The 20,453-nt window shown below is 58.9% G+C and carries 23 protein-coding genes; 6 read left to right on the top strand and 17 right to left on the bottom strand.

Features of this window, described 5'->3' with window-relative positions; translation table 11 throughout:
- Positions 1 to 212 precede the first annotated feature (212 nt).
- Positions 213 to 635 carry an OsmC family protein gene (locus K8I84_RS10610; protein WP_223794733.1) on the bottom strand — a complete coding sequence of 141 codons (423 nt, stop codon included), beginning with the start codon at positions 633 to 635 and terminating at the stop codon, positions 213 to 215.
- Between the two features lie 266 nt (positions 636 to 901).
- On the opposite strand from K8I84_RS10610, the gene crp reads away from it, so the two are divergent.
- Entirely contained in the window at positions 902 to 1,543 is a 642-nt protein-coding gene (gene crp / locus K8I84_RS10605; RefSeq protein WP_223794732.1) for a cAMP-activated global transcriptional regulator CRP, read from the top strand.
- A gap of 231 nt (positions 1,544 to 1,774) precedes the next feature.
- On the opposite strand, the gene K8I84_RS10600 is transcribed toward crp, so the two are convergent.
- The 3 genes from K8I84_RS10600 to K8I84_RS10590 form a co-directional block, all read right to left on the bottom strand.
- Positions 1,775 to 2,722, bottom strand: a complete 948-nt coding sequence (locus tag K8I84_RS10600) for an alpha/beta hydrolase (RefSeq protein WP_223794731.1) — start codon at positions 2,720 to 2,722, stop codon at positions 1,775 to 1,777.
- Positions 2,691 to 3,662: a sterol desaturase family protein gene (locus tag K8I84_RS10595; RefSeq protein ID WP_223794730.1), complete on the bottom strand. Its 972-nt coding sequence runs from the start codon at positions 3,660 to 3,662 to the stop codon at positions 2,691 to 2,693. Before K8I84_RS10595 ends, K8I84_RS10600 begins: the two co-directional genes overlap by 32 nt.
- Positions 3,663 to 3,774: 112 nt before the next feature.
- On the bottom strand, positions 3,775 to 4,524 hold the full coding sequence (locus tag K8I84_RS10590; protein ID WP_223794729.1) for a glutathione S-transferase family protein: 750 nt from the start codon (positions 4,522 to 4,524) through the stop codon (positions 3,775 to 3,777).
- Between the two features lie 153 nt (positions 4,525 to 4,677).
- Between K8I84_RS10590 and K8I84_RS10585 the strand changes: the two genes are divergently transcribed.
- Positions 4,678 to 5,664 (top strand): META domain-containing protein, encoded by a 987-nt coding sequence (locus K8I84_RS10585; protein ID WP_223794728.1) that lies wholly within the window; start codon positions 4,678 to 4,680, stop codon positions 5,662 to 5,664.
- Positions 5,665 to 5,755: 91 nt separating this feature from the next.
- Here the strand turns inward: K8I84_RS10585 and K8I84_RS10580 are convergent, their stop codons facing one another.
- The gene (locus K8I84_RS10580; RefSeq protein WP_223794727.1) at positions 5,756 to 6,076 is read right to left on the bottom strand and encodes a thioredoxin family protein; all 321 of its coding nucleotides are present in this window, start codon (positions 6,074 to 6,076) and stop codon (positions 5,756 to 5,758) included.
- Positions 6,077 to 6,169: 93 nt separating this feature from the next.
- Here K8I84_RS10580 and K8I84_RS10575 point away from each other — a divergent pair, with 93 nt between their 5' ends.
- Positions 6,170 to 6,436, top strand: coding sequence for a DksA/TraR family C4-type zinc finger protein (locus tag K8I84_RS10575; protein WP_223794726.1), 267 nt, complete (start codon positions 6,170 to 6,172; stop codon positions 6,434 to 6,436).
- A gap of 76 nt (positions 6,437 to 6,512) precedes the next feature.
- Here the strand turns inward: K8I84_RS10575 and K8I84_RS10570 are convergent, their stop codons facing one another.
- From K8I84_RS10570 to K8I84_RS10560, 3 genes are all read right to left on the bottom strand, one after another.
- Entirely contained in the window at positions 6,513 to 7,571 is a 1,059-nt protein-coding gene (locus K8I84_RS10570; RefSeq protein WP_223794725.1) for a betaine/proline/choline family ABC transporter ATP-binding protein, read from the bottom strand.
- Between the two features lie 10 nt (positions 7,572 to 7,581).
- A complete protein-coding gene (locus K8I84_RS10565; protein WP_223794724.1) occupies positions 7,582 to 8,616 on the bottom strand; it encodes an ABC transporter permease in 1,035 nt (344 codons plus the stop codon).
- Between the two features lie 101 nt (positions 8,617 to 8,717).
- Positions 8,718 to 9,689, bottom strand: a complete 972-nt coding sequence (locus tag K8I84_RS10560) for an ABC transporter substrate-binding protein (protein WP_223794723.1) — start codon at positions 9,687 to 9,689, stop codon at positions 8,718 to 8,720.
- A gap of 315 nt (positions 9,690 to 10,004) precedes the next feature.
- Between K8I84_RS10560 and K8I84_RS10555 the strand changes: the two genes are divergently transcribed.
- The 3 genes from K8I84_RS10555 to K8I84_RS10545 are packed head-to-tail and all read left to right on the top strand — an operon-like array spanning position 10,005 to position 11,973.
- Positions 10,005 to 10,622 (top strand): glutathione S-transferase family protein, encoded by a 618-nt coding sequence (locus tag K8I84_RS10555; protein WP_223794722.1) that lies wholly within the window; start codon positions 10,005 to 10,007, stop codon positions 10,620 to 10,622.
- A 26-nt stretch (positions 10,623 to 10,648) separates the two neighbouring features.
- Positions 10,649 to 11,314 (top strand): glutathione S-transferase family protein, encoded by a 666-nt coding sequence (locus K8I84_RS10550; RefSeq protein ID WP_223794721.1) that lies wholly within the window; start codon positions 10,649 to 10,651, stop codon positions 11,312 to 11,314.
- Between the two features lie 44 nt (positions 11,315 to 11,358).
- The gene (locus tag K8I84_RS10545) at positions 11,359 to 11,973 is read left to right on the top strand and encodes a DUF4202 domain-containing protein (protein ID WP_223794720.1); all 615 of its coding nucleotides are present in this window, start codon (positions 11,359 to 11,361) and stop codon (positions 11,971 to 11,973) included.
- 160 nt (positions 11,974 to 12,133) lie between these two features.
- On the opposite strand, the gene trpC is transcribed toward K8I84_RS10545, so the two are convergent.
- The 9 genes from trpC to K8I84_RS10500 form a co-directional block, all read right to left on the bottom strand.
- Positions 12,134 to 12,955, bottom strand: coding sequence for an indole-3-glycerol phosphate synthase TrpC (gene trpC, locus K8I84_RS10540; RefSeq protein WP_223794719.1), 822 nt, complete (start codon positions 12,953 to 12,955; stop codon positions 12,134 to 12,136).
- A gap of 12 nt (positions 12,956 to 12,967) precedes the next feature.
- A complete protein-coding gene (gene trpD / locus K8I84_RS10535) occupies positions 12,968 to 13,996 on the bottom strand; it encodes an anthranilate phosphoribosyltransferase (RefSeq protein WP_223794718.1) in 1,029 nt (342 codons plus the stop codon).
- Between the two features lie 26 nt (positions 13,997 to 14,022).
- Entirely contained in the window at positions 14,023 to 14,601 is a 579-nt protein-coding gene (locus K8I84_RS10530) for an aminodeoxychorismate/anthranilate synthase component II (protein WP_223794717.1), read from the bottom strand.
- Between the two features lie 15 nt (positions 14,602 to 14,616).
- Entirely contained in the window at positions 14,617 to 16,104 is a 1,488-nt protein-coding gene (gene trpE, locus K8I84_RS10525; protein ID WP_223794716.1) for an anthranilate synthase component I, read from the bottom strand.
- 240 nt (positions 16,105 to 16,344) lie between these two features.
- Positions 16,345 to 17,034: a phosphoglycolate phosphatase gene (locus K8I84_RS10520; RefSeq protein ID WP_223794715.1), complete on the bottom strand. Its 690-nt coding sequence runs from the start codon at positions 17,032 to 17,034 to the stop codon at positions 16,345 to 16,347.
- Positions 17,034 to 17,717, bottom strand: coding sequence for a ribulose-phosphate 3-epimerase (gene rpe, locus K8I84_RS10515; protein WP_223794714.1), 684 nt, complete (start codon positions 17,715 to 17,717; stop codon positions 17,034 to 17,036). Before rpe ends, K8I84_RS10520 begins: the two co-directional genes overlap by 1 nt.
- 134 nt (positions 17,718 to 17,851) lie before the next feature.
- On the bottom strand, positions 17,852 to 18,613 hold the full coding sequence (locus K8I84_RS10510; RefSeq protein ID WP_223794713.1) for a molecular chaperone DjlA: 762 nt from the start codon (positions 18,611 to 18,613) through the stop codon (positions 17,852 to 17,854).
- A 3-nt stretch (positions 18,614 to 18,616) separates the two neighbouring features.
- Positions 18,617 to 19,297, bottom strand: coding sequence for an N-acetylmuramate alpha-1-phosphate uridylyltransferase MurU (gene murU / locus K8I84_RS10505; protein ID WP_223794712.1), 681 nt, complete (start codon positions 19,295 to 19,297; stop codon positions 18,617 to 18,619).
- Positions 19,294 to 20,328, bottom strand: coding sequence for an aminoglycoside phosphotransferase family protein (locus K8I84_RS10500; protein WP_223794711.1), 1,035 nt, complete (start codon positions 20,326 to 20,328; stop codon positions 19,294 to 19,296). The genes murU and K8I84_RS10500 overlap by 4 nt, the downstream gene beginning before the upstream one ends.
- Positions 20,329 to 20,453 lie beyond the last annotated feature (125 nt).

Below are 20,453 nucleotides of genomic sequence, written 5' to 3'. Positions count from 1 at the left end.
AAGATTGAATGACAACAGTAAGCTCGCCGGAGCCCTGCCGAGGCCGTCCTTGATCAAACTGTACGTCTTTTGATCAGGTCGGCTTAGAGGCTGCGTATTATGCACACAGCCATCGGGCGTGAATAGTACCGAAAGTGAACATTTTGACGTGGTGCCGGGAGGCGTGCTCGCAGACAGATCGCCGCCCGGCCGTAAGATGGTTGTTTGGGCGGTTATTCCGCCTCGCGGATCTCGTAGCTGTGGGTGATCTCCACACCCGCCTTTTCCATCAGGATGGAGGCGGAGCAATATTTCTCGGCAGACAGGCTGACTGCGCGCTTGACCTGGTTTTCCTTCAGGCCCCGGCCAGTGACCACAAAGTGAAGGTGAATCTTGGTGAAAATGGCCGGCACGGCATCGACACGTTCGGCTTCCAGTTCGGTGTGGCAGGCGGTGACATCCTGACGGCTCTTTTTCAGGATGGTGACCACATCGTAGGAAGAGCAGCCGCCCACGCCCATCAGCAGCATTTCCATCGGACGGGGACCAAGATTCTGACCGCCATCGTGTGGTGGTCCGTCCATCTGGACCTCGTGTCCGGTGCCACTGGTGGCCTTGAAACTGACGTTACCCGTCCAGTCAACAGTTGCTTTCATCGAAAACACTCCATGATCAATCAGTAAAATACCGGTGCAAGACCAGTACTGCCAGGGTTTGGCGGGATGCTAGCACAGACCAACGGTGCGAACAGCCAATGGACGGGCTTGCGAGCACATGTTGTAGTGGTTTTGCTGTTGCTCAGTGTGGGCCTTCTTGCTATAAGTGTGCGTGATTTTGAACGAAATGTAATGAACCCGCATGGAAGGCGGGATAAACAATAACCATTGGGAAGCGCCCGCATTCAGGAGGCACAGCTCGCATTATGGCCACTATCATCAAGCCGGTTGAGCAGAAGACCAAGCATCTCGACTACTTCCTCTCTCAGTGTCACCGTCGTCGTTATCCGGCGAAGAGCACCATTATCTACGCAGGTGACAAAAGCGATTCGCTGTTTTACATCGTCAAGGGGTCGGTCACCGTTATCATTGAGGATGATGATGGCCGGGAAATGATTATGGCCTACCTCAACGCCGGAGACTTCTTTGGCGAGATGGGGCTGTTCGATAAGTTGGATTCCCGCAGTGCCTGGGTTAAGGCCAAGACTGAGTGTGAGGTCGCAGAGATCTCCTACACCAAGTTCCGGGAAATCGCTCAGCAGGATCCCCGCGTCCTTTACTTTATCGGCGAACAGATGGCATCGCGTCTGCGCCAGACCACCCGCAAAGTGGGCGACCTGGCGTTCCTCGACGTGACCGGACGAGTGGCCCGCACCCTGCTGGATCTGTGCAAGGAACCGGATGCCATGACTCACCCCGACGGCATGCAGATCAAAATCACCCGGCAGGAAATCGGCCGTATCGTGGGTTGTTCCCGCGAGATGGTTGGTCGGGTTCTGAAAACCCTGGAAGACCAGGGGCTGGTTCGGGTCAAAGGTAAAACCATGGTGGTGTTCGGCACCCGCTAACCGCTCTTTCTGCATGGCGCAAGGCTGGCTCCGGGAAGGGAGCTGGCCGGCATCATTCGCCGGGGTGTTCCCATTGCGCACGGCGTGCTCCCAGACCTCCCTTTCCTTTCTCCACCTGAGCCACAATCGCCACTGACTTTATCTGCATCCACACCGCCCCCTCATACTCCAGCCGGGCGGGGCGCTTCTTCATCGGCGGCAAGGAAAAACATCATAGGGCGCTGTTGCGGATCAGGCTGTCGGTGCTGTGGTCTGTTTTTCGGGAGCCTCCTTGGGCAGATGAGACTGGCACAGTGCCAGGATGTACTCGCGAACTTCTTCCACATTGGTTTCGTTCAGCATTTCGTGTCGGCCGCCATTGAACAACCGGAAGGTAACCCGTTTTACCCCTGCATTGCGAATGGTCCGAAAATGCCGGGTGACCCCTTTGCCCATCTCTGCCACCGGGTCGTCGGTGCCGGCAAACAGGTGCACCGGCAGATCCTTGCGCCAGGCTCTGGGGTTGATAGACAGCATGCCCTGAACCAGGTCGTGCCACAGGCCGTTGGTGCAATTAAAGCCACACAGGGGGTCGGCCAGATAGGCATCCACCTGGTCTGGGTCACGGCTAAGCCAATCCGCGTCCGTTCGGGCCGGAACAAAGTGCTTGTTGAAGCGACCGAAGGACAGGTTGGCCAGTATCGGGCTTTGATGGCGTTTGCCGAACACCTTCTTGAGCCCGATGATCAGTGTCCGGTAGGCCAGTAGTTCGGGCTTGTTGATCCGGTTGGTGGCGCTCAGGATCAGGGCATCCGCCGCATTGCCGTGCTGCTGAAGGCAGCTTTGGGCGATGAACGAGCCCATGCTGTGTCCCAGCAGGATGACCGGTATTCCCGGAAACTGCTGCCGGGCATGGGTCAGCACCCGGTGCAAGTCGTCCGTTACCTTGTGCCAGCCGTCCCGGTCGCTGTAATGCCCCAGATCTTTCGGTGAGCAGTCCGGGCCGTGGCCCCGATGATTGAAGGTAATTGCCGCAATTCCGTGCTGGCCCAGCCAGCGGGCAAAATCCGCGTATCGTCCATTGTGTTCAGCCATGCCGTGGGCAATGACCAGAACGGCTTGAGGGCGATCGGTGGTAAAGGTCGTGCCTTTGATGAGGTGATCGTCCTCACTGGTCAGTGTTAACGGGTGTTCGTGCATGGGCGGTCCCTGAGTTTGGCGAAGCCGGGCGTTTCCATTCCGGCGGTTTCCATAGGTGTTTGATCCGTAACATTAATCTTCCCGGCTGAGCCATGTCACGGAACAGGTCGACGTATTCGTGAGTCCACAGAACCAGCAGGTTGTTGGACGGGGGCGGTGTAGTGACGCCGTATGTTGGCGGCTCCTGGCTGTCTTCGGCAGTAAAGGTGCCAAAGAGACGGTCCCAGATGATCAGTACGCCGCCAAAGTTGCGGTCAATATAGCCCCGATTTCGGCCGTGATGGACCCGATGGTGGCTTGGCGTATTGAAGATCAGTTCAATCCAGCCCGGCAACTGTCCAACCAGGGTGGTGTGGATGAAGAACTGGTAGACCAGCGACAGGGCGTAGGCCACGCCTATCCAGACCGGATTGAAGCCCAGCAGAGCCAGGGGCAGGTAGAAAAGCCAGTTGCCGTTGAAAATATTGGTGGCGTTCTGGCGCATGGCGGTGGAAAAGTTCATGCGCTCCGAGGAGTGGTGGACAATGTGCGCCGCCCAGAACCAGCGCACCCGGTGACTGGTCCGGTGCATCCAGTAAAAGCAGAATTCCACGCCGATAAAGGTCAGAAACGCCGTCAGCGCGTTCAATTCGAGGTCAAACAAGCGGTAGTGATAGCACAGGGCATAGACCGGAAAGGCAATCAGCCCGGCGAACAGCAGTTCCGTGGTCTGGTAGCCGGCGCCCAGGGCAAAATTGCGTATGGCCTCGCGCCCGTCCATCAGCGCCGGATTATGCCGTATGCGCAGGTATTCCCACAGGGTGATGGCGATGAACACTGGTGTCGCGATCACAAAGATCAACTGGCGTTCGTCCAGGGCAAGCCAGGGGGCAACCATCTGCCAGAGAGGCATCAGTCCGCTGTCCTCAAGGACAGCCAGCAACATGTCGGTGATGGCCATGGGGTGTATCCGTTTTACTCTTATTATGTGGTGTTATTCTGGCACGGACACGCTCCGGCTGCGTTGTCGTTTTCCGACACAGCCGGTGGCGGTTTGCGACACCCGGGCGGGTTTACCCGGCTTGGCGATTCCGTTCGTACAGGTTGGACAGTACCTGGAGCTGCTCCTGCCATTGGTTCAGCCAGCCGGAGACATCCGCCGGAATCTTCTCGGGCTTGGGCCAGGGCACCGGGAAAGCGGCTGGCTGGAACATGGGGGAAAACATGGCCGAAGCCGTCAGGTCTGCACGGGTGAAGCTGTCGCCCACGAGGAACGGGCTGTTCTGATAGGCTTCCGTCAGGTCCGTCAGCAGTTGTTCCATGACCAGTCGAGACTGTTCTGAGGTTTTCTCGTTGATCTTCATCCACTGGCGCATCATCTCCTCCACCCGACTGAAGATCAGGCTCAGCAGATAGCGGTTGTAGAAGGGGGTACCGGCGGCGAGCATCGGGATGACCACTTTCGGGCGCTTCAGGAAATGGTGGTAGGCATAGCAGCGTACGGCCGGGCCTGCCTCGGCGTCCAGCCGCTGCTCCCAGGCCAGCGCCTGTTCCCTGAGCTCCGGATCGGCTGGGGTCAGTGGATTGTCTGGAAAGGTTTCATCCAGGTAGTCCAGAATCTTCGGGGAGTCCTGCACAACATGGCCATCGTGCTCCAATACCGGTACCGAGGAGGTCTTCCCCCTGGTCAACTGCCGGATGGTCTTGATGTGCTGGCCGGGCAGGAGCGTAACGGTCTGGTACTTGAGACCCTTGAAGTCCAGTGCCCAGCGGACTTTTTCGCAGTAATGGGAAATGGCGAACTGGTACAGCTTGATAGCCATGGGTAACCTCCTGATGCTTTGGTACTAGCTTAATCGGCTGGCCGGAAGATAAGAAGGCCCCGACCGGAAGTATCGCCAGCGTCCAACAAATGGCTTGCCGCGGGTATGGGGCTTACACTGTTTCCAATGGCTTCGATATCAAGGAATCCGATTATGCACCTACCAGGCCTTCGGGCGTTTCCCTTTCTCGCCATGGTTGGCCTGTTGTTGTCTGCCTGCCAGAGCTCGCCGGAACCCGAGATCAAGGTGGAAGAAGGCTACGCCTGTGGTCAGCTGGATATCACGGTTCTGTCGAACGATGAGAATCCACTGCTCACTATTGCGTATCAGGACAACCAGCTGCTCGTGAAGCCCGCCGAAAGCGATGCGGGCGAACTGTTCGTGGCCCCGGGCAACGAAAGTACCCGCTTCCTGCGCACCGGCGATACCGCCTTGCTGACCATTCGAGGCCAGCAATATCCGGAATGCCTCCCCCCGGGGGCCATAGAGATGCCGTTCCGGGCAGTGGGCAATGAGCCCTATTGGCAGGCCCGGGTGATCGGGGACGAGTTAATCCTCAACCGGCCATTTGAGCGGGACACCACACTGCGCTTGCCCGCCAAGCTGGACAAAACGGATCGATACGGTCGCCAGTTCATCGCGGCCGGCGCAGGCATGAACGTGAAGCTGACGGTGACCCGGCAGGTTTGCCAGGACTCTATGTCGGGTGCCCAGTATCCCAATCAGGTGTGGTTGTCGGTGGACGAGGACATCTACGTGGGCTGTGGCGGCAATCCAGAACGCTTGTATATGGGGGCTGAATGGGTGGTGGGTAAGCTGGCGGGTGCTGACATCATTAATCGTTCGCGCATGAGCATCAGCTTTTTGAACGGTAACCGGGTAGCCGGCACGGCTTCCTGTAATCGGTATTCCGGAACCTACCTGATGGATCAGGAAGGTGGTGTGAGCTTCAGTCAGATGGCCAGCTCACGAATGGCCTGTTCCCCGGAGCTCATGTTGCAGGAAGAACGCTTCCTGGAGCTCCTGAGTCGGGCATCCTCCATTCGGATCGGGCGTTTTGGCGAACTCCTGCTGGCGACCCCGGAAGGGGACGTGATCAAGGCATTTCCCTCCGACCAGGTTGATCGGGCCGGCGAGTGATGAGGCCGCTGGTACTCCTGCAAAGGCAAACGGAGGTTTTGACTGACTACCGCCAGGTTTTGACCAGGGGCCAGTCATTCTGGCAGCAGCACTAAATTTTTAGCAGTGCACGTTCGATCTCGCTGCTGCTTTCCGGGCGGACGACCCGCGCCATTTCTTCACCATCCTTCAAAAAAATCAGCGACGGCCACAGTTGAACGCCAAACGTCCGCCCCAATCTGCGGCCTTTGCCATCTTCAACCTTTACATGCGGGACGTCGGGGTGATTGTCCAAGGCCGCCCTGATCGCCGCCTGCGCACCCCGGCAGATCCCGCACCAGTTAGCGCCGAACTCGATCACCATGGGGCCAGAACTCTGGTCCAGCTCGTCACGGCTCAGGGTTTCGGGTGTGTAGTGGCTGGTATACGACATGATGTCTCCTGATGACGGCAGCGTTAACTCCGGTGTATTCGCATCTGGATGCTACCTTTTAATGGATACAGGCATCCAGAGTATGGGGGAACTATGGCTGGCGGATGGTCGCGTGATGGCGCGGTTCAGGAGCAGATCGACGCAAGCGTTGAAGACGAGATTGAGCGCGCACGCCGTCAGTTGGCCGGGGGCGAGAGCGCCACGCAGTGCGATGAATGTGACGCCCCGATTCCGGAGGCCCGGCGCAAGGCGATTCCCGGCGTCCGGTTGTGCATAGACTGCCAGTCGGCCCATGAAAAGCAGGATACCCGCGCCGGGGGCATCAATCGCAGAGGCAGCAAAGACAGCCAGCTTCGATAGCGCCGGATCCCCCGGGCTGAATACATAAAAAAGCCCTGGCGCCGGAACGTCGGGGGCTTTTGTTCGGGGAAAGCACTCAGGCTGAGCGCTTTTCCCGTTCGCTGGAGGCTTCGGTTGGCACCAAGGCCCTGGTCAGAGCTTTCATGTCCAGGGTACCCACCGGTTCATTCTCTCGCATGACCCGGAAAGTCAGCGAAGTATCGCCGCCGGAGCGGGAAAGCACGGTTTCCAGATTGTCCTGGTCAGACACATCCCCGGCGAATTGCAGGCTGTCATCGACGCCTTCGGTCATCACCGACCGGGTCCGCAGTACGCGGGCGCGGTTGATGTCACTGATGAAGTCGACGATGTAAGGATCGTTCGGATTCAGCAGGATATCCTGCGGGTCGCCCTGCTGGACTACTTCGCCATCCTTCAGTATGACCAGGTGGTCAGCCAGCTTGAGGGCCTCATCCAGGTCGTGGGTGATGAACACGATGGTTTTTTGCAACTCTTCCTGCAATTCCAGCAGCAGGTCCTGCATGTCCGAGCGGATCAGCGGGTCCAGCGCCGAGAAGGCCTCGTCCATCAGCATCACCGGCGCGTTGGACACCAGGGCACGGGCGATGCCGACCCGCTGCTGCATACCGCCAGACAACTGGTGGGGGTACTGGTTTTCGTTGCCTTCCAGACCGACCCGGGCCAGCCACTTGCGGGCCTCGCTCTCGAAGTCCGCCGTCTTGAAACCACGAACGTCCATGGCCATGCCGGCGTTCTCCAGAACCGTGCGGTGGGGCAGCAGGGCGAACTTCTGGAATACCATGGACATGCGCTCGCGGCGGAGCTTGCGCAGGTCTTCCTCGCCGTAGTCCAGCACATCCTCGCCGTCGAACCGGATTTCGCCAGCCGTGGGTTCGATCAGGCGGTTCAGGTGGCGGATCAGCGTGGACTTGCCGGAGCCGGACAGCCCCATGATCACGGTGATCTCGCCCTCTCGCATGTCCACGTTGATGTCTTTCAGGCCAAGCACGTGATTCTGCTTCTCCAGCAGGTCGTTCTTGTCCATGCCGCGCTTGACGTATTCCAGTCCCACGTCCGGTGTCGGACCGAAGATCTTGTACAGATTCTTGATGGAAATCTTGATGTCGTTTGCCATGTCTCGATCCTTACTGCTTCTGGGCGGCATTGATGCGCGCAAGAGATGCCTTGGTGACGCGGTCGAGAATGACGGCCAGCGCTACGATGCCGAGGCCGGAAACCAGGCCTACACCCAACTCAAGATTGCGGATGCCTCGCAGTACCAGTACACCCAGACCCGGTGCCGATACCAGTGAGGCAATCACCACCATGGCCAGGCTCATCATGATGGTCTGGTTTACCCCTGCCATGATGTTCGGCAGTGCGAGAGGGATCTGTACCTTGAACAGTTTCTGTCGCGGGGTCATACCGAAGGCATCGGCGGCCTCAATCACATCCTTGTCCACCAGTCGTATCCCGAGGTTGGTCAGGCGGATAACCGGAACGATGGCGTACAGGATGATGGCAATGCCATACAGCTTGGACTCGGTCACGCTGAACAGGAAGATCAGCGGAATCAGGTACACGAAGGGCGGCAGGGTCTGCAGCATGTCGAGTATCGGTATGGTCATGCGCTGCAGCGTGTCGCTTCGGGACATGGCGATACCGATCGGCACCCCAAGTAACACACATATGAAGGCGCAGACGAATATGATGGCCAGGGTCTGCATGGCGTATTCGTAGTAATCAATAAACGCCAGGGTGAAAAAACTGATCGCAACGAAGGTGACCAGCTTCCAGGATTTACTGACCACCAACACCACGGCGAGCAACAGGGGAATCACAATCCACCAGGGCGCGCTGAGCATGGCATACAGGGTGCCATCCAGTGCCCAGCTCAGTGGTTGGGTAATGGGGTCGAGTACAACGCTGAGGCTGTCCTTGATGTCGAGGAAGCCTTGCTCCAGCCCTTTGGTCAGTTCCCGGGATTGGGGGAACGCGGGGCAAGCTTCGTTCAAGGCGTCCATGGAGGGGAACGGCAGGTCCCAGATCGACGTGTCCTCCTGCTTGCCACCATTGGCCTTGGATAACAGGTCCGCCATGGACATGGGGCCGTCACTCTTGCCCGCAGAACACCAGTCATCCAGACCCAGTGATGAAAAAACAAAATCGTAAGTAGCCATGATCTATCCGTTTCCTGCGCGTGAGAGTCGCCAGGTAAGCATCAATGGGATCGCTTGGAAGCAGACAGGGCCGTTAGAGGCCCTGTCTTGGAGTGGAAGGATTAGTTGCCCAGAATCGAGGCAAGCTTCTGTTGGGCTGAATCGTTCAGCCACTCCTTCCAGGTATCGGTGTTGTTGCTCAGGAAGTACACCGCGGCTTCCTCGGCGGAAGCGTTGTTTTCGCTCTTCCAGGCCAGGACAGCGCTCATGGTGTCGGTCTTGAAGGTCATTTTGCTGAGCATGTCAGCAACCGCCGGCTCCCGCTCGCGGAAGTCAGTGGTGACGGAGGTCAGAACCGGCGCAGCCGGGAAGTCAGACACTTTCGGGTTTTCGTTGTCTTTGCTCTGGTTGGCAAGATGCGCGTCGGCATCGTACTCACCCAGATCTACGCGGGTCATGTCGAACTTGCCCAGCGGAACGGTCGGGCCCCAGTAGTAGCCGAACCAGGGTTCTCCGTCCTGTACCGCAGCGGCCATGGAGGACGCCAGGGTTTCACCAGAGCCGTGGTTGAACACTTCGATACCGGAAGCTTCCAGGTCCAGGGCTTCAACCAGGTTGTCGTTTACGATACGGCAGCCCCAGCCGTCCGGGCAGTTGTTGAACTGCGCGTCAACCAGCTCTGGATTGGCCATGATGCCTTCGATGGTTTTCAGTTCCGGGTGCTTTTCCACCAGGTAGGTCGGGATCCACCAGCCCTCGACTCCACCGGGAGACAGAACCTCGCTCAGTCGCTCTACTTTGCCGGCATCTTCAAGACGGGTATACGCCTCACCAGCGGAGTTCAGCCACAGCTCGGTGACGATGTCCGGCTCGCCGTTTTCCGCAACAGAGGTGACGGCAGGCACAGTGTCAGACGGAACCACGGCGACGTCGCAGCCATAGCCTTGTTCCATGATGAATTTTGCCACGTTGGTTACCACCGAGGCGGAAGCCCAGTTCATTTCGGTAATGGAAACCTGGCCACACTCGTTGGCTTGTGCCATAGACGGTGCAGCAGCGGCGCATAGCAATACAGCAGATGTAAGTTTACGCATGACTTCTCCTGTCACTCTTGAATTTATGTTGAGGTGTAGGGAAATTACGGGACTGTGATCGGAACCGATCAGGGGAAGACGTCTTGTGAGAAACCAGGATTGTTCGCTCAAGTCTTTGATCCCGTTTTGAATGTTCACTCTTCAGGATAGAGAACCTGAAAAAAGTTACAACCCTAAAGATTTTTTGAAATGTAAAAGATTCGGGGGCCACGGGGCCGTTTTCCCCCGCTTGACGCGCCCGCTGGTTCCCGGCAGGCTCAAGCCTGATTTGAACGTCTGTCCATCAGATACCTGCCCGGAATGGAGTCAAAAACAATGAAAATATTCGAAACCAGTACCGCACCGAATCCCCGCCGCGTTCGCATGTTCATGGCGGAAAAAGGTCTGCTGGATCAGGCCGAGTTCATTCAGGTGGATATCGAAAAAGGCGAAAACCTGACCCCGGAATATGTCGTCCGTAACCCGATGAAGAAAGTCCCGGTCATGGAGCTGGACGATGGCTCCTGCATCGCCGAAACCATGGCCATCTGCCGCTACTTTGAAGAGGCCTACCCCAATGCTCCCAGCTTGCTGGGCGACACCCCCCTGGAAAAGGCCTATCTGGAACAGTGGCTGCGCTGGATTGAGCTGTTTTTCTTCCTGCCTACCGGCATGGGCTTCCAGCACAGTACCGGTTACTTCAAGGATCGAATGAATCCCGTCAAGGAATGGGGTGCAGAGTGTGTGCAGCAGGTCGAGAAGTTCATGGCGTTTCTGAACGACCAGCTTGAGGGAAAAGAGTACATCTGTTTGGACCGGTTCACAGCCGCCGATATCAATGCTTTTGTCACCGTTGCCTTTGCCCGGGTGATCAAGGTCCGTATCAAGCCCGAGCAAACGAATCTCCAGGCCTGGTATGAGCGTATCAGCGCACGACCATCCGCCCAGGTTTGATGTTGAGTTGTCCACAGGAGGACGCTGTGATTGATCTGTATACCGCACCCACGCCGAACGGCTACAAGGTGTCTGTTTTGCTCGAGGAGTTAGGGGTTGAGTACAACCTGATTCCGGTTGATCTGTCCAAGGGCGATCAGAAGACACCAGAATTCCTGGCTATGAATCCGAATGGTCGGATCCCGGTGATTGTGGATCGGGATAACGACGACTTTGTGGTAGTCGAGTCCGGGGCCATCATGATTTATCTGGCCGAAAAATACGGCCAGTTTTACCCGGCTGACCCAAAGGTGCGTTCACGGGCATTGCAGTGGCTGATGTTCCAGATGGGCGGCGTTGGTCCGATGATGGGGCAGGCGAATGTGTTTTACCGGTATTTTCCGGAGAAAATACCGGCGGCCATCGATCGTTACCACCACGAGTGCCGGCGCCTGTTTGAGGTGTTGGACACCCGGCTGGCAGAATCCCCGTATCTGGCGGGAGACGAAGTTACCATCGCTGACTTTGCCAACTGGTGCTGGGTGCGGACCTACAACTGGTCCGGGGTCTCCATCGACGGCTTGGCATATCTGAAGCGCTGGATGGACGAGCTCTATGAGCGTCCGGGTTGCCAGAGAGGGATTCACCGCCCCGAACGGCCGAAGAAGCCGGATGAACTGATCAAGCATGCCCAGACCATGGTGACCCGGTAAATCCGGGCTTACATATCCAAACAGCGAACGACCAGGAGTAAGGCATGACCGCCTCGGCACAACTGACCTGTGCATTGGAAAAAATCGACAGAGCCAACCGGGCAGACCCCAACGAGGAATTGCTGGATGGCGAGGCGGTGCCACGTGAGCTGGCTTACAGTGAGCATATGACCCGCTGGCTGTTTGCCCTGGAGCCCAACCCGTCGGAGCGCATGCAGATTGCCTGCCGGGCCCAGCACATTGAGCGCTGGACCATGCCGCGCAGTGACTACCCGGAAGGGCGCAAAGCCTATTACCAGTGGCGTCAGGCCTGTGGTCGCATGCATGGCCAGCGGGCGGCGGAGATTATGGCCGAGTGCGGCTATGACGCCGCCGAGTGTGAGCGGGTGGAAACCATTCTGACCAAGCGGGAACTGCGCAAGGATGCGGACACCCAGTTGCTGGAGGACGTGGCGTGCATGGTGTTTCTGGAGAAGTATTTCGCCGGTTTCTACGAGGAGAAGGCGGACTACGATCGGGAGAAATGGCTACGGATTGTGCGCCGGACCTGGGGCAAAATGTCACCGCGGGGCCATGAGGCAGCTTTGACGCTGGCAGAGGGTATGCCGGAGCATTTGCTGGCATTGTTGCAGGAGGCGTTGGCGGAGCCGGAGAGTTGAGGTTGGCTAGGCACTGTGTAATTAAAGAATCGAGGTAACGCCAGAGGGTCAGGCCTTCGAAAATACGCTGTGAATACATCCTTGTACGCTCGACTGCGCCATCCTTGGCGCAGTACGATTTTCGAAGGCCTGACCCTCTGGCTTGTGCAGACTATGGTTTTCAGTCTGCCGGGAAAAACAGTTCTTTTAGTTTCTGTCCGGGCTCTTGGGCCCGCATGAACGATTCGCCCACCAGGAAACCGTAAATCCCTCTGTCAGTCATGGCCATGACGTCTTCGCGGGTCATGATGCCGCTTTCGGTGACCGCCAGTCGCTCAGAACCAATCCGCTCGTGCAATGTGTAAGTGGTGTCCAATGACACCTCGAAGGTGTGCAGGTTGCGGTTGTTGATACCCACCAATGGAGTGGTGAGGGTCAGGGCGTCGTCCATTTCTTCGTCGTTGTGGACTTCCACCAGCACGTCCAGCCCGATCTCGTGGGCGATGCCTTCCAGTTCCTGCATCTGGTCTTTGGTCAGGCAGGCGGCGATCAGCAGGATGCAGTCGGCGCCGATGGCCCGGCTTTCGTAGACCTGATAGGGCGCCACCATGAAGTCCTTGCGGATGACCGGTAATGAACAGGCAGCGCGTGCGGCCTGCAGGTAGTCTTCACTGCCCTGGAAAAAGTCCCTGTCGGTCAGCACGGACAGGCAGGTGGCGCCGCCTTGCTCGTAGCTCTCCGCAATGGGGGCAGGTTCAAACGGATCCCGGAGTACGCCTTTGCTGGGGGACGCTTTTTTGATCTCAGCAATGACCGCCGGCTGACGCTCACCGATGCGCTGTGCCATGGCAGCTGCGAACCCGCGGGCTGGCGGCTGGTCTCCGGCACGAGCTTTTAGATCTTCCAGCGATGCCCGAGGTTTACGCTCGGCGATTTCCTCCCATTTGCGCTCGACGATCTTGCGCAGGATGGTGGGGGTACGGTCGTTGTGTCGGTCGGTCATGTCAGCTGTCGCTCAAAAACACTTGGAAAAATCAGCCAGCTCGGACATCTTGCCCGCCGCCAGGCCAGAGCCGATGGCGTCCAGGGCCATGTCCACGCCCGCTTTCGGGGTGTCCGCCAAACCAGCCACATAAATAGCGGCACCGGCGTTCAGGGCGATCATGTCGCGGGCCTTTTCGGCCATGTCGTCGTGGCCGCGGCCGAAAGCGGCACGGATCAGTTTCAGGGATTCCTCGGCCGAATCCACACTGAGCCCTACCAGTGACTGGCTCTGGATGCCCAGGTCTTCCGGGGTGATCTCGTATTCGGTGATTTCGCCGTCTTTCAGTTCGGCCACATACGTCGGGCTGGCCAGGCTGATTTCGTCCAGGCCATCACGGGCGCACACCACCATGATGTGCTCGGAACCGAGGCGCTGAAGAACCTCTGCCATCGGGCGGCAGAGTTCGCGGGTGAATACACCCAGCAGCTGGCGCTTGACCCCGGCCGGGTTGGTCATGGGGCCGAGAATGTTAAAGATGGTCCGGCAGCCCATTTCCTTGCGCGGGCCGATGGCGTGCTTCATGGCGCCGTGGTGGGCCGGAGCAAACATGAAGCCGACACCGATTTCCTCGATGGCGCGGGCCACCTGTTCCGGCGTCATGTTCAGGTTGATGCCGGCCTTCTCGATCAGGTCGGCGCTGCCGCTGCTGGACGACACGCCCCGGTTACCGTGCTTGGCCACGTGACCGCCTGCCGCAGCAACGACAAACGCGGCAGCCGAGGACACGTTGAACAGGTTGGCGCCATCGCCGCCGGTGCCGACGATATCGATCAGCGGCTCGGCGCTGACGTCAACGCCGGTGGCCAGCTCGCGCATCACTTCGGTGGCGCCGGTGATTTCGTCGATGGTCTCGCTCTTCATGCGCAGCCCCATCAGGAAGGCGCCAATCTGGGCGTCGGTGGCTTCCCCCTGCATGACAACGCGCATCACCTGTTTCATTTCGTCCCGGGACAGGTCCAGGTTTGAGGCGATCCGATTGAGTGCTTGTTTCATATCCATGTGTTGCGGCCTCTTGATGGTCAGGTTCAGCTTCGCAGGAAGTTGCGCAGCAATTCGTGTCCCTGTTCGGTCATGATGGATTCGGGGTGGAACTGCACCCCTTCAATGGGCAGGGTCTTGTGTCGCACACCCATGATTTCCTCGACGGAGCCGTCGTCGTGGCGGGTCCAGGCGGTCACTTCCAGGCAGTCGGGCAGGGTGTTCTTGTCGATCACCAGGCTGTGGTAGCGGGTGGCCTGCAGCGGGTTGTTCAGGCCACGGAACACGCCGGTGTCCTGGTGATACACCGGGGACACCTTGCCGTGCATGACCTTGCCGGCACGGATGACGTCACCGCCAAACACCTGTCCGATGGACTGGTGCCCCAGGCAGATACCCAGAATCGGCAGCTTGCCGGCAAAGTGACGGATGGCCTCCATGGAAATGCCCGCCTCGTTGGGCGTACAGGGGCCCGGTGAAATTACCAGACGCTCCGGCGCCAGGGCTTCGATTTCTTCGATGGTGATTTCGTCGTTCCGGTATACCTGCACGTCCGCGCCCAGTTCCGCCAGGTACTGCACCACGTTGTAGGTGAAGGAATCGTAGTTATCGATCATCAGCAACATAATCTTTCCTCCGCCTCAGTGGTCGAAATCGTTGTAGGTCATGGCGACTGCGCGGAAAATGGCGCGACCTTTGTTCATGGTTTCCTTCCACTCAAGGCGGGGCACGGAATCCGCCACCACGCCGGCCCCTGCCTGAATGTGCAGGGTGTTGTCCTTGATCACCGCGGTGCGGATGGCAATGGCGGTGTCCATGTTGCCGTTGAACGACAGGTACCCGACAGCACCGCCGTAAACGCCCCGCTTGACCGGTTCCAGCTCGTCAATGATCTCCATGGCGCGGATCTTCGGTGCGCCACTGAGGGTGCCGGCCGGCAGGGTCGCCCGCAGTACGTCCAGGCAACTGGTGCCTTCCTTCAATCGGCCAGTCACATTGGAGACGATATGCATCACGTGTGAATAGCGTTCGACGATCATCTTGTCGGTTAGCTTGACGGTGCCGGTTTCCGACACTCGCCCGGCGTCGTTCCGGCCCAGGTCAATCAGCATCAGGTGTTCGGCGATCTCTTTCGGGTCGGCCAGCAGTTCCGCTTCCAGCGCCTTGTCTTCGGCGTCGGTGGCGCCGCGTTTGCGGGTGCCGGCAATGGGGCGCACCGTCACTTCGTCGTCTTCGACCCGGGCCAGGATTTCCGGTGACGAGCCAACAATGTGGAAATCCTCAAGGTCAAGGAAGTACATGTAGGGGGACGGATTGAGCACGCGCAATGAGCGATACAGGTTGAGGGGTGGTGCTTCGAAGGGGATGGACATGCGTTGGGAGATGACGGTCTGCATGACATCGCCATCCAGCACGTATTCCTTGATTTTGCCCACGGCGGCTTCGAATTTTTCCTGACTGAAACCGGACACAAAGTCGCTCTCATCCACAGCCTTGCCGCGCAGGTGCTCGGGGGTGCGCGGTGCGTCAGAGGTCTGGCGATGCAGGCGGTTTTCCAGTTCGTTGATGCGAGCCTGGGCGTGTTCGAAGGCGCCCTCAATGGCGGGATCGGCGTGCACGATCAGGTGCAGTTTGCCCCGCAGGTTATCGAATACGACGATTTCATCAGACACCATCAGCAGGATGTCCGGCGTGCCGATCTTGTCCGGCGGACAGGTCTGGCGAAGCCGCTTTTCGATATAGCGAACGGTGTCGTAGCCAAAGTAGCCCACCAGGCCACCATTGAATCGGGGCAGGTGGTCCAGATCCGGTGCCCGGAACCGAGCCTGGTATTGCTCGACAAAAGCGAGCGGATCCTCGACTTCCGCTTCTTCCACCAGCTCACCGTACCGGCGCACTTCAATCCGCTGATCAAACACTTTCAGTACTTCCTGGCTGGGCAGGCCGATGATCGAGTAACGGCCCCACTTTTCACCGCCCTGAACGGATTCGAACAGGTAGGAGTAGGGGCCGCTGGCCAGTTTCAGGTAGGTACTCAGTGGTGTGTCGAGGTCCGCGAGGACTTCGCGGTGAACGGGAATGCGGTTAAAGCCGTCTTGTGTGAGCTTGGCAAACTGCTCGGGTGTCATGATCGGGTTTCCTGGAGTCTGAACTGCTTTCCTTGGCGGGTCGGCCTGTGCCGGTGCCTGCCGGGTGAGTGCGCAACAGACGGGCGCGTGCCGGTCTGCCGCAGGGCTTTCATCAGCCGTTGCGCCATCGCCACCATCGTGTTGCGCGGGAGGTCAGAACGCCTCGCCTCGCTGTCAGCTTCAGTCCCTGCACGGCAGGAATCTCCCAGATCAGAAGGTCAGTGTAAGTGTCTCGGGAGCTTACAAAAGCTCGGCCAGTGAATCAACAACAGCGTCGGCGCCCAGCGAGTCCACCGGCTTGCCGAAATTGTACCCGTATCGAACCGCCACGCAGGGGATGCCCGCGGCTTGCGCCGCCGACACGTCCGCGGCCGAATCGCCCACCATCACCGTGGTGCCCCGGGTGCCGCCGAGCACTTCCATCGCATGGAGCAGGGGCGATGGATGGGGCTTCTTCTGGGGCAGGGTGTCGCCACCGATCTGGATGTCGAAATGGTGGTCAAGTCTCAGTCGTTTCAGGAGAGGTGACACAAACTGCTCTGGCTTGTTGGTGACCACGCCCAGTCGACAGCCATGTTCCTTGAGCCTGTAGATGCAGGACTCAACACCCTCGTAGACCTTGGCGTGCTGGCCGTTTATCTGCCCATAGCAGTGGTAGAAAATGTTCAGTGCATCGTTGAACAGGGCATCGTCTTTGGGCCGGGGCGGTTCCCAGTTAATGTCGCCGGCCAGAGCCCGGCGAACCAGGACCGGTGAGCCCAGACCCACCCACTGGCGGACACGGTCAATGCCGGCGGGAGACCGACCCAAATGTGCCAGCATCTGGTCGACGGCGGCGGTCAGGTCTGGTGCGCTGTCGACCAGAGTTCCGTCCAGGTCAAACAGGGCGACACCGGGCCACCGGGGGTTAAACAGGCCAGACAGACTCATCAGGCAAGGCTCCCGCGAGCCTGCTCCAGTTCCAGGCGCATGGCATCGATGGTGGCTTTGTAGTCATCGGTGTTGAAGATTGCCGAGCCGGCGACAAAGGTGTCTGCGCCGGCTTCGGCAATCTCACGGATGTTGTCGGTTTTCACCCCGCCATCGATTTCCAGACGGATGTTGAAGTTGCTCTCATCGATTCGTCGGCGCGCTTCCCGCAGTTTGTCAAGGGTGCCCGGAATGAACTTCTGCCCGCCAAAGCCCGGGTTGACGGACATCAGCAACACCATGTCGAGCTTGTCCATGACGTGGTCCATGTAATGCAGTGGTGTGGCCGGGTTGAACACGAGGCCAGCCTTGCAGCCACCGTCACGGATCAGCTGGAGGGAGCGGTCGATGTGGTTGCTGGCTTCCGGGTGGAAGGTGATGTAAGTGGCGCCAGCATCAATGAACATGCGGATCAGGTCGTCGACCGGGGAGACCATCAGGTGTACATCGATGGGGGCGGTAACGCCGTGCTTGCGCAGGGCCTCGCACACCATGGGGCCGATGGTCAGGTTGGGGACGTAGTGGTTGTCCATGACATCGAAATGAACGATATCCGCGCCGGCCGCGAGAACGTGATCAACCTCTTCTCCGAGTCGGGCGAAATCGGCAGACAGGATAGATGGTGCGATGAGATATGGGTTCATGAAGGCTCTCTCGATAACTGTGTGCGCGAATCCGTTCAGAATCAGTGGTCGGCCGTCCATGCCATGTGAAATCGCGGCTTAGTTTAACAGCATGCCCGGTGATTTCTCAGTGCCGGATGGGCAAAAAGCGCCGTTCACCTGGCAACACGATGACGGCGCTTGACCAGTTCCCAGGCCTGTTGATAGGTCAGCAAGCGTTGTTTCGCCAGTTCGGCTTCTTCGGGAGTGACACCTTGTTGTGACAATTTGTCAGGATGGCAGCCTGACACCTTCTTTTTGTAGGCGCGTTTGATGATGGGCAGTGAGTCCCGCCGGGTTACGCCCAGAAGATTGCAGGCCTGTTCGTAACTGACCGGTGGGGCCAGGTTTTCGGCGTGGCGAATCCAGATCTTGCGGGCGTAGCTGTCAAAGATGTCGTCGCTGACGATAACGGGCAGGCCCATCTGGTCAATGGCGTCTTCACAGCGGTAACGGCGGGCCCGGGTGGGGCGGCCCTTCAGTTGCGAGGCATGGCAAAGACAGAAGGCTGTAATGAGCGAGGGCACCGGCATCAGTCGTCGGGTGATCCGCACGGCAAGGCCGCTTCGCGCAGGCAGATCCTCAACGGTTTTTCCGTCCTGAAACCAGCCTATGGCTTTCCGGCGCTGGCGCCGAGACAGGCGGAGCGCCTTGATCAGTCCCTCGGCGTAGGTGATGTCGGCTTCGGTCACCCGGCCTTCGGATTTGGCAATGTAACCGAGAAAAAAGAACAGTGACTGACGGCACCAGAAAGGCAGGCCGACTCGTTCCAGCAGTGTGGTGGTCTGGTGCCCACAGGCGGACAGCTCCCGCAACAGACTGGTAAATTCCGCCTCCAGGCGGCGCGGCAGGGCCGGCTGCTGCGGGCTTTCCTCCATTCTTTAAAGCTCCCTGTGCTGGAGTTGTTCGTCCAGTTCCCTGAGTCGTTCCGGGGTGCCAACGTCCACCCATTTTCCCGAATGGTAGAGGCCGTGTACACGTTTATTGTTCATCGCCTGGCGCAACACGGGTCCCAGTTTGCCGGACTGGTCGTCCAGGCCATCGAACAGTCGTCGATGCAGCAGGCTGATGCCAGTATATGTCAGTTTCGGCGACTTATCTTCAACCAGTAGACCGTCTTCGCCAAGGTGAAAGTCCCCGTCGGGATGGTGGTCGGGGTTGTCGGTCATCACCAGCAGGGCATCGCCCTGTGCAGGCGGGCTCAGGCGGGCGAATTCAAAGTCGCTCCACACATCGCCGTTCACCACCAGAAACCACTCGTTGTGTTCGTCTGCCAGCATGGGCAGTGCCCGGGCAATGCCACCGGCGGTTTCCAGCGGTTCGCCCTCGCGGGAGTAATGAAGTTGCAGGCCAAACTGTTCGCCGTTACCGAGTGCCTGCTCGATTTTTGAACCCAGCCATGCGTGGTTGATGACCACGTCCCGGAAGCCTGCCCGTTGAAGGTGCTCCAGATGGTGGACGATCAGCGGTTTGCCGCCGGCTTCCAGCAGGGGCTTGGGGGTGGTCAGGGTTAACGGTCGCATCCGTTCGCCCTTGCCCGCAGCCAGGACGATGGCTCTCATGGCTGCTCCGGCAGCGGGGCAATGCGTTGCTCGATCGCCGGGATCACCTTGTCTACTAGCCATTCATGGAAGTGCCGGAGCGCAGGCTGGCGACTGCTGGCGGTCTTCAGGTAACCCACGGTTCGGGGGATGTCGCCCAGGTAGCCCTGCTTGCCGTCACGGATGCACAGGCGGGCGAAAATGCCGGCGGCTTTGAGGTGGCGCTGCATACCCATGAGCTCAAACCATTGACGGAAGGTCTCCGGATCCGCCCGGTGCAGGCCAGCATCGGCACTTTGAGTGCGGAAGATCTCCAGCCAGTCGCAGATGTTTTCTTCGGGCCACTGGATATAGCAATCTTTTAACAGAGAGACCGCGTCGTACGTGATCGGGCCGGTGACGGCATCCTGAAAATCGATGACGCCAGGGCGGTCGGTGCCGGGGCGAACCAGCAGGTTGCGGGAGTGGTAGTCCCGATGCACGGTTACCTCGGGCTGGGCAAGGGCACTTTCCCGCAGAAAGGCAAAGGTGGTGTCCAGCAGGGCGCGTTCACTGTTGCCCAGCGAGAGCCCCAGATATTGTTCCAGCAGCCAGTCCGGAAACAGGGCCATTTCACGATCCAGCAAGGCTTCGTCGTATCGGGGCAGAGAGTAGGTTTCCGGTGACTTGAGCCGCTGGATGTCCACCAGTTCGGTCAGCGCACCCCGATAAAGCCGGTCGGCGGTCTGTTCGTTGAGCTGGCCGAGCATCAGGTCGTCGCCCAGGTCCTCCAGCAGCAGGAAGCCCAGGTCCAGGTCCTCCTGCAGAATATCGGGCACACCAACACCATGCTGGTGCCAGTGCCCGGCCAGTGTCACGAACGGTACGCAATCCTCGTGTTCAGGCGGTGCGTCCATGACGATCAGGGGCGTGGACTGCCCTGCCCCCCCCCGGCGATGAACCCGGAAGTAACGGCGAAAACTGGCATCGCCGGAAACCGGCTCGGCTTCGGCCTGCTCAAGGCCGGAAAACTGTCTGACCCAGTCGGTCAGCATCTGCAGACGGGAATCCATGGTGGGGACTGCTATCCTGAAGTGTTGGCGAATCGCTGTCAGCGAAAGTTAGCAGACCGGCCGGACGCTGACCAGTCGCGTCAGGTGGCAGGTACACCATGCGGAATACGGCGATACACAAGTGG

The organism is Marinobacter sp. F4216, assembly GCF_019931195.1.
Lineage (GTDB): Bacteria > Pseudomonadota > Gammaproteobacteria > Pseudomonadales > Oleiphilaceae > Marinobacter > Marinobacter suaedae.
Note: the sequence above shows the minus strand (reverse complement) of the source record. Positions and strands in the feature narration are given on the sequence as shown.

Bases quoted from the DNA above. Each gene is read 5' to 3' on its own strand.
- K8I84_RS10600 (WP_223794731.1), bottom strand. From the start codon at position 2,722: ATGCACGAACACCCGTTAACACTGACCAGTGAGGACGATCACCTCATC.
- K8I84_RS10545 (WP_223794720.1), top strand. From the start codon at position 11,359: ATGACCGCCTCGGCACAACTGACCTGTGCATTGGAAAAAATCGACAGA.
- murU (WP_223794712.1), bottom strand. From the start codon at position 19,297: ATGAGAGCCATCGTCCTGGCTGCGGGCAAGGGCGAACGGATGCGACCG.
- K8I84_RS10500 (WP_223794711.1), bottom strand. From the start codon at position 20,328: ATGGATTCCCGTCTGCAGATGCTGACCGACTGGGTCAGACAGTTTTCC.
- K8I84_RS10565 (WP_223794724.1), bottom strand. From the start codon at position 8,616: ATGGCTACTTACGATTTTGTTTTTTCATCACTGGGTCTGGATGACTGG.
- crp (WP_223794732.1), top strand. From the start codon at position 902: ATGGCCACTATCATCAAGCCGGTTGAGCAGAAGACCAAGCATCTCGAC.
- K8I84_RS10530 (WP_223794717.1), bottom strand. From the start codon at position 14,601: ATGTTGCTGATGATCGATAACTACGATTCCTTCACCTACAACGTGGTG.
- K8I84_RS10575 (WP_223794726.1), top strand. From the start codon at position 6,170: ATGGCTGGCGGATGGTCGCGTGATGGCGCGGTTCAGGAGCAGATCGAC.
- K8I84_RS10585 (WP_223794728.1), top strand. From the start codon at position 4,678: ATGCACCTACCAGGCCTTCGGGCGTTTCCCTTTCTCGCCATGGTTGGC.
- K8I84_RS10570 (WP_223794725.1), bottom strand. From the start codon at position 7,571: ATGGCAAACGACATCAAGATTTCCATCAAGAATCTGTACAAGATCTTC.
- K8I84_RS10590 (WP_223794729.1), bottom strand. From the start codon at position 4,524: ATGGCTATCAAGCTGTACCAGTTCGCCATTTCCCATTACTGCGAAAAA.
- K8I84_RS10510 (WP_223794713.1), bottom strand. From the start codon at position 18,613: ATGGAGGAAAGCCCGCAGCAGCCGGCCCTGCCGCGCCGCCTGGAGGCG.
- K8I84_RS10555 (WP_223794722.1), top strand. From the start codon at position 10,005: ATGAAAATATTCGAAACCAGTACCGCACCGAATCCCCGCCGCGTTCGC.
- trpE (WP_223794716.1), bottom strand. From the start codon at position 16,104: ATGACACCCGAGCAGTTTGCCAAGCTCACACAAGACGGCTTTAACCGC.
- K8I84_RS10610 (WP_223794733.1), bottom strand. From the start codon at position 635: ATGAAAGCAACTGTTGACTGGACGGGTAACGTCAGTTTCAAGGCCACC.
- K8I84_RS10520 (WP_223794715.1), bottom strand. From the start codon at position 17,034: ATGAGTCTGTCTGGCCTGTTTAACCCCCGGTGGCCCGGTGTCGCCCTG.
- K8I84_RS10595 (WP_223794730.1), bottom strand. From the start codon at position 3,662: ATGGCCATCACCGACATGTTGCTGGCTGTCCTTGAGGACAGCGGACTG.
- rpe (WP_223794714.1), bottom strand. From the start codon at position 17,717: ATGAACCCATATCTCATCGCACCATCTATCCTGTCTGCCGATTTCGCC.
- K8I84_RS10560 (WP_223794723.1), bottom strand. From the start codon at position 9,689: ATGCGTAAACTTACATCTGCTGTATTGCTATGCGCCGCTGCTGCACCG.
- K8I84_RS10580 (WP_223794727.1), bottom strand. From the start codon at position 6,076: ATGTCGTATACCAGCCACTACACACCCGAAACCCTGAGCCGTGACGAG.
- trpD (WP_223794718.1), bottom strand. From the start codon at position 13,996: ATGGATATGAAACAAGCACTCAATCGGATCGCCTCAAACCTGGACCTG.
- trpC (WP_223794719.1), bottom strand. From the start codon at position 12,955: ATGACCGACCGACACAACGACCGTACCCCCACCATCCTGCGCAAGATC.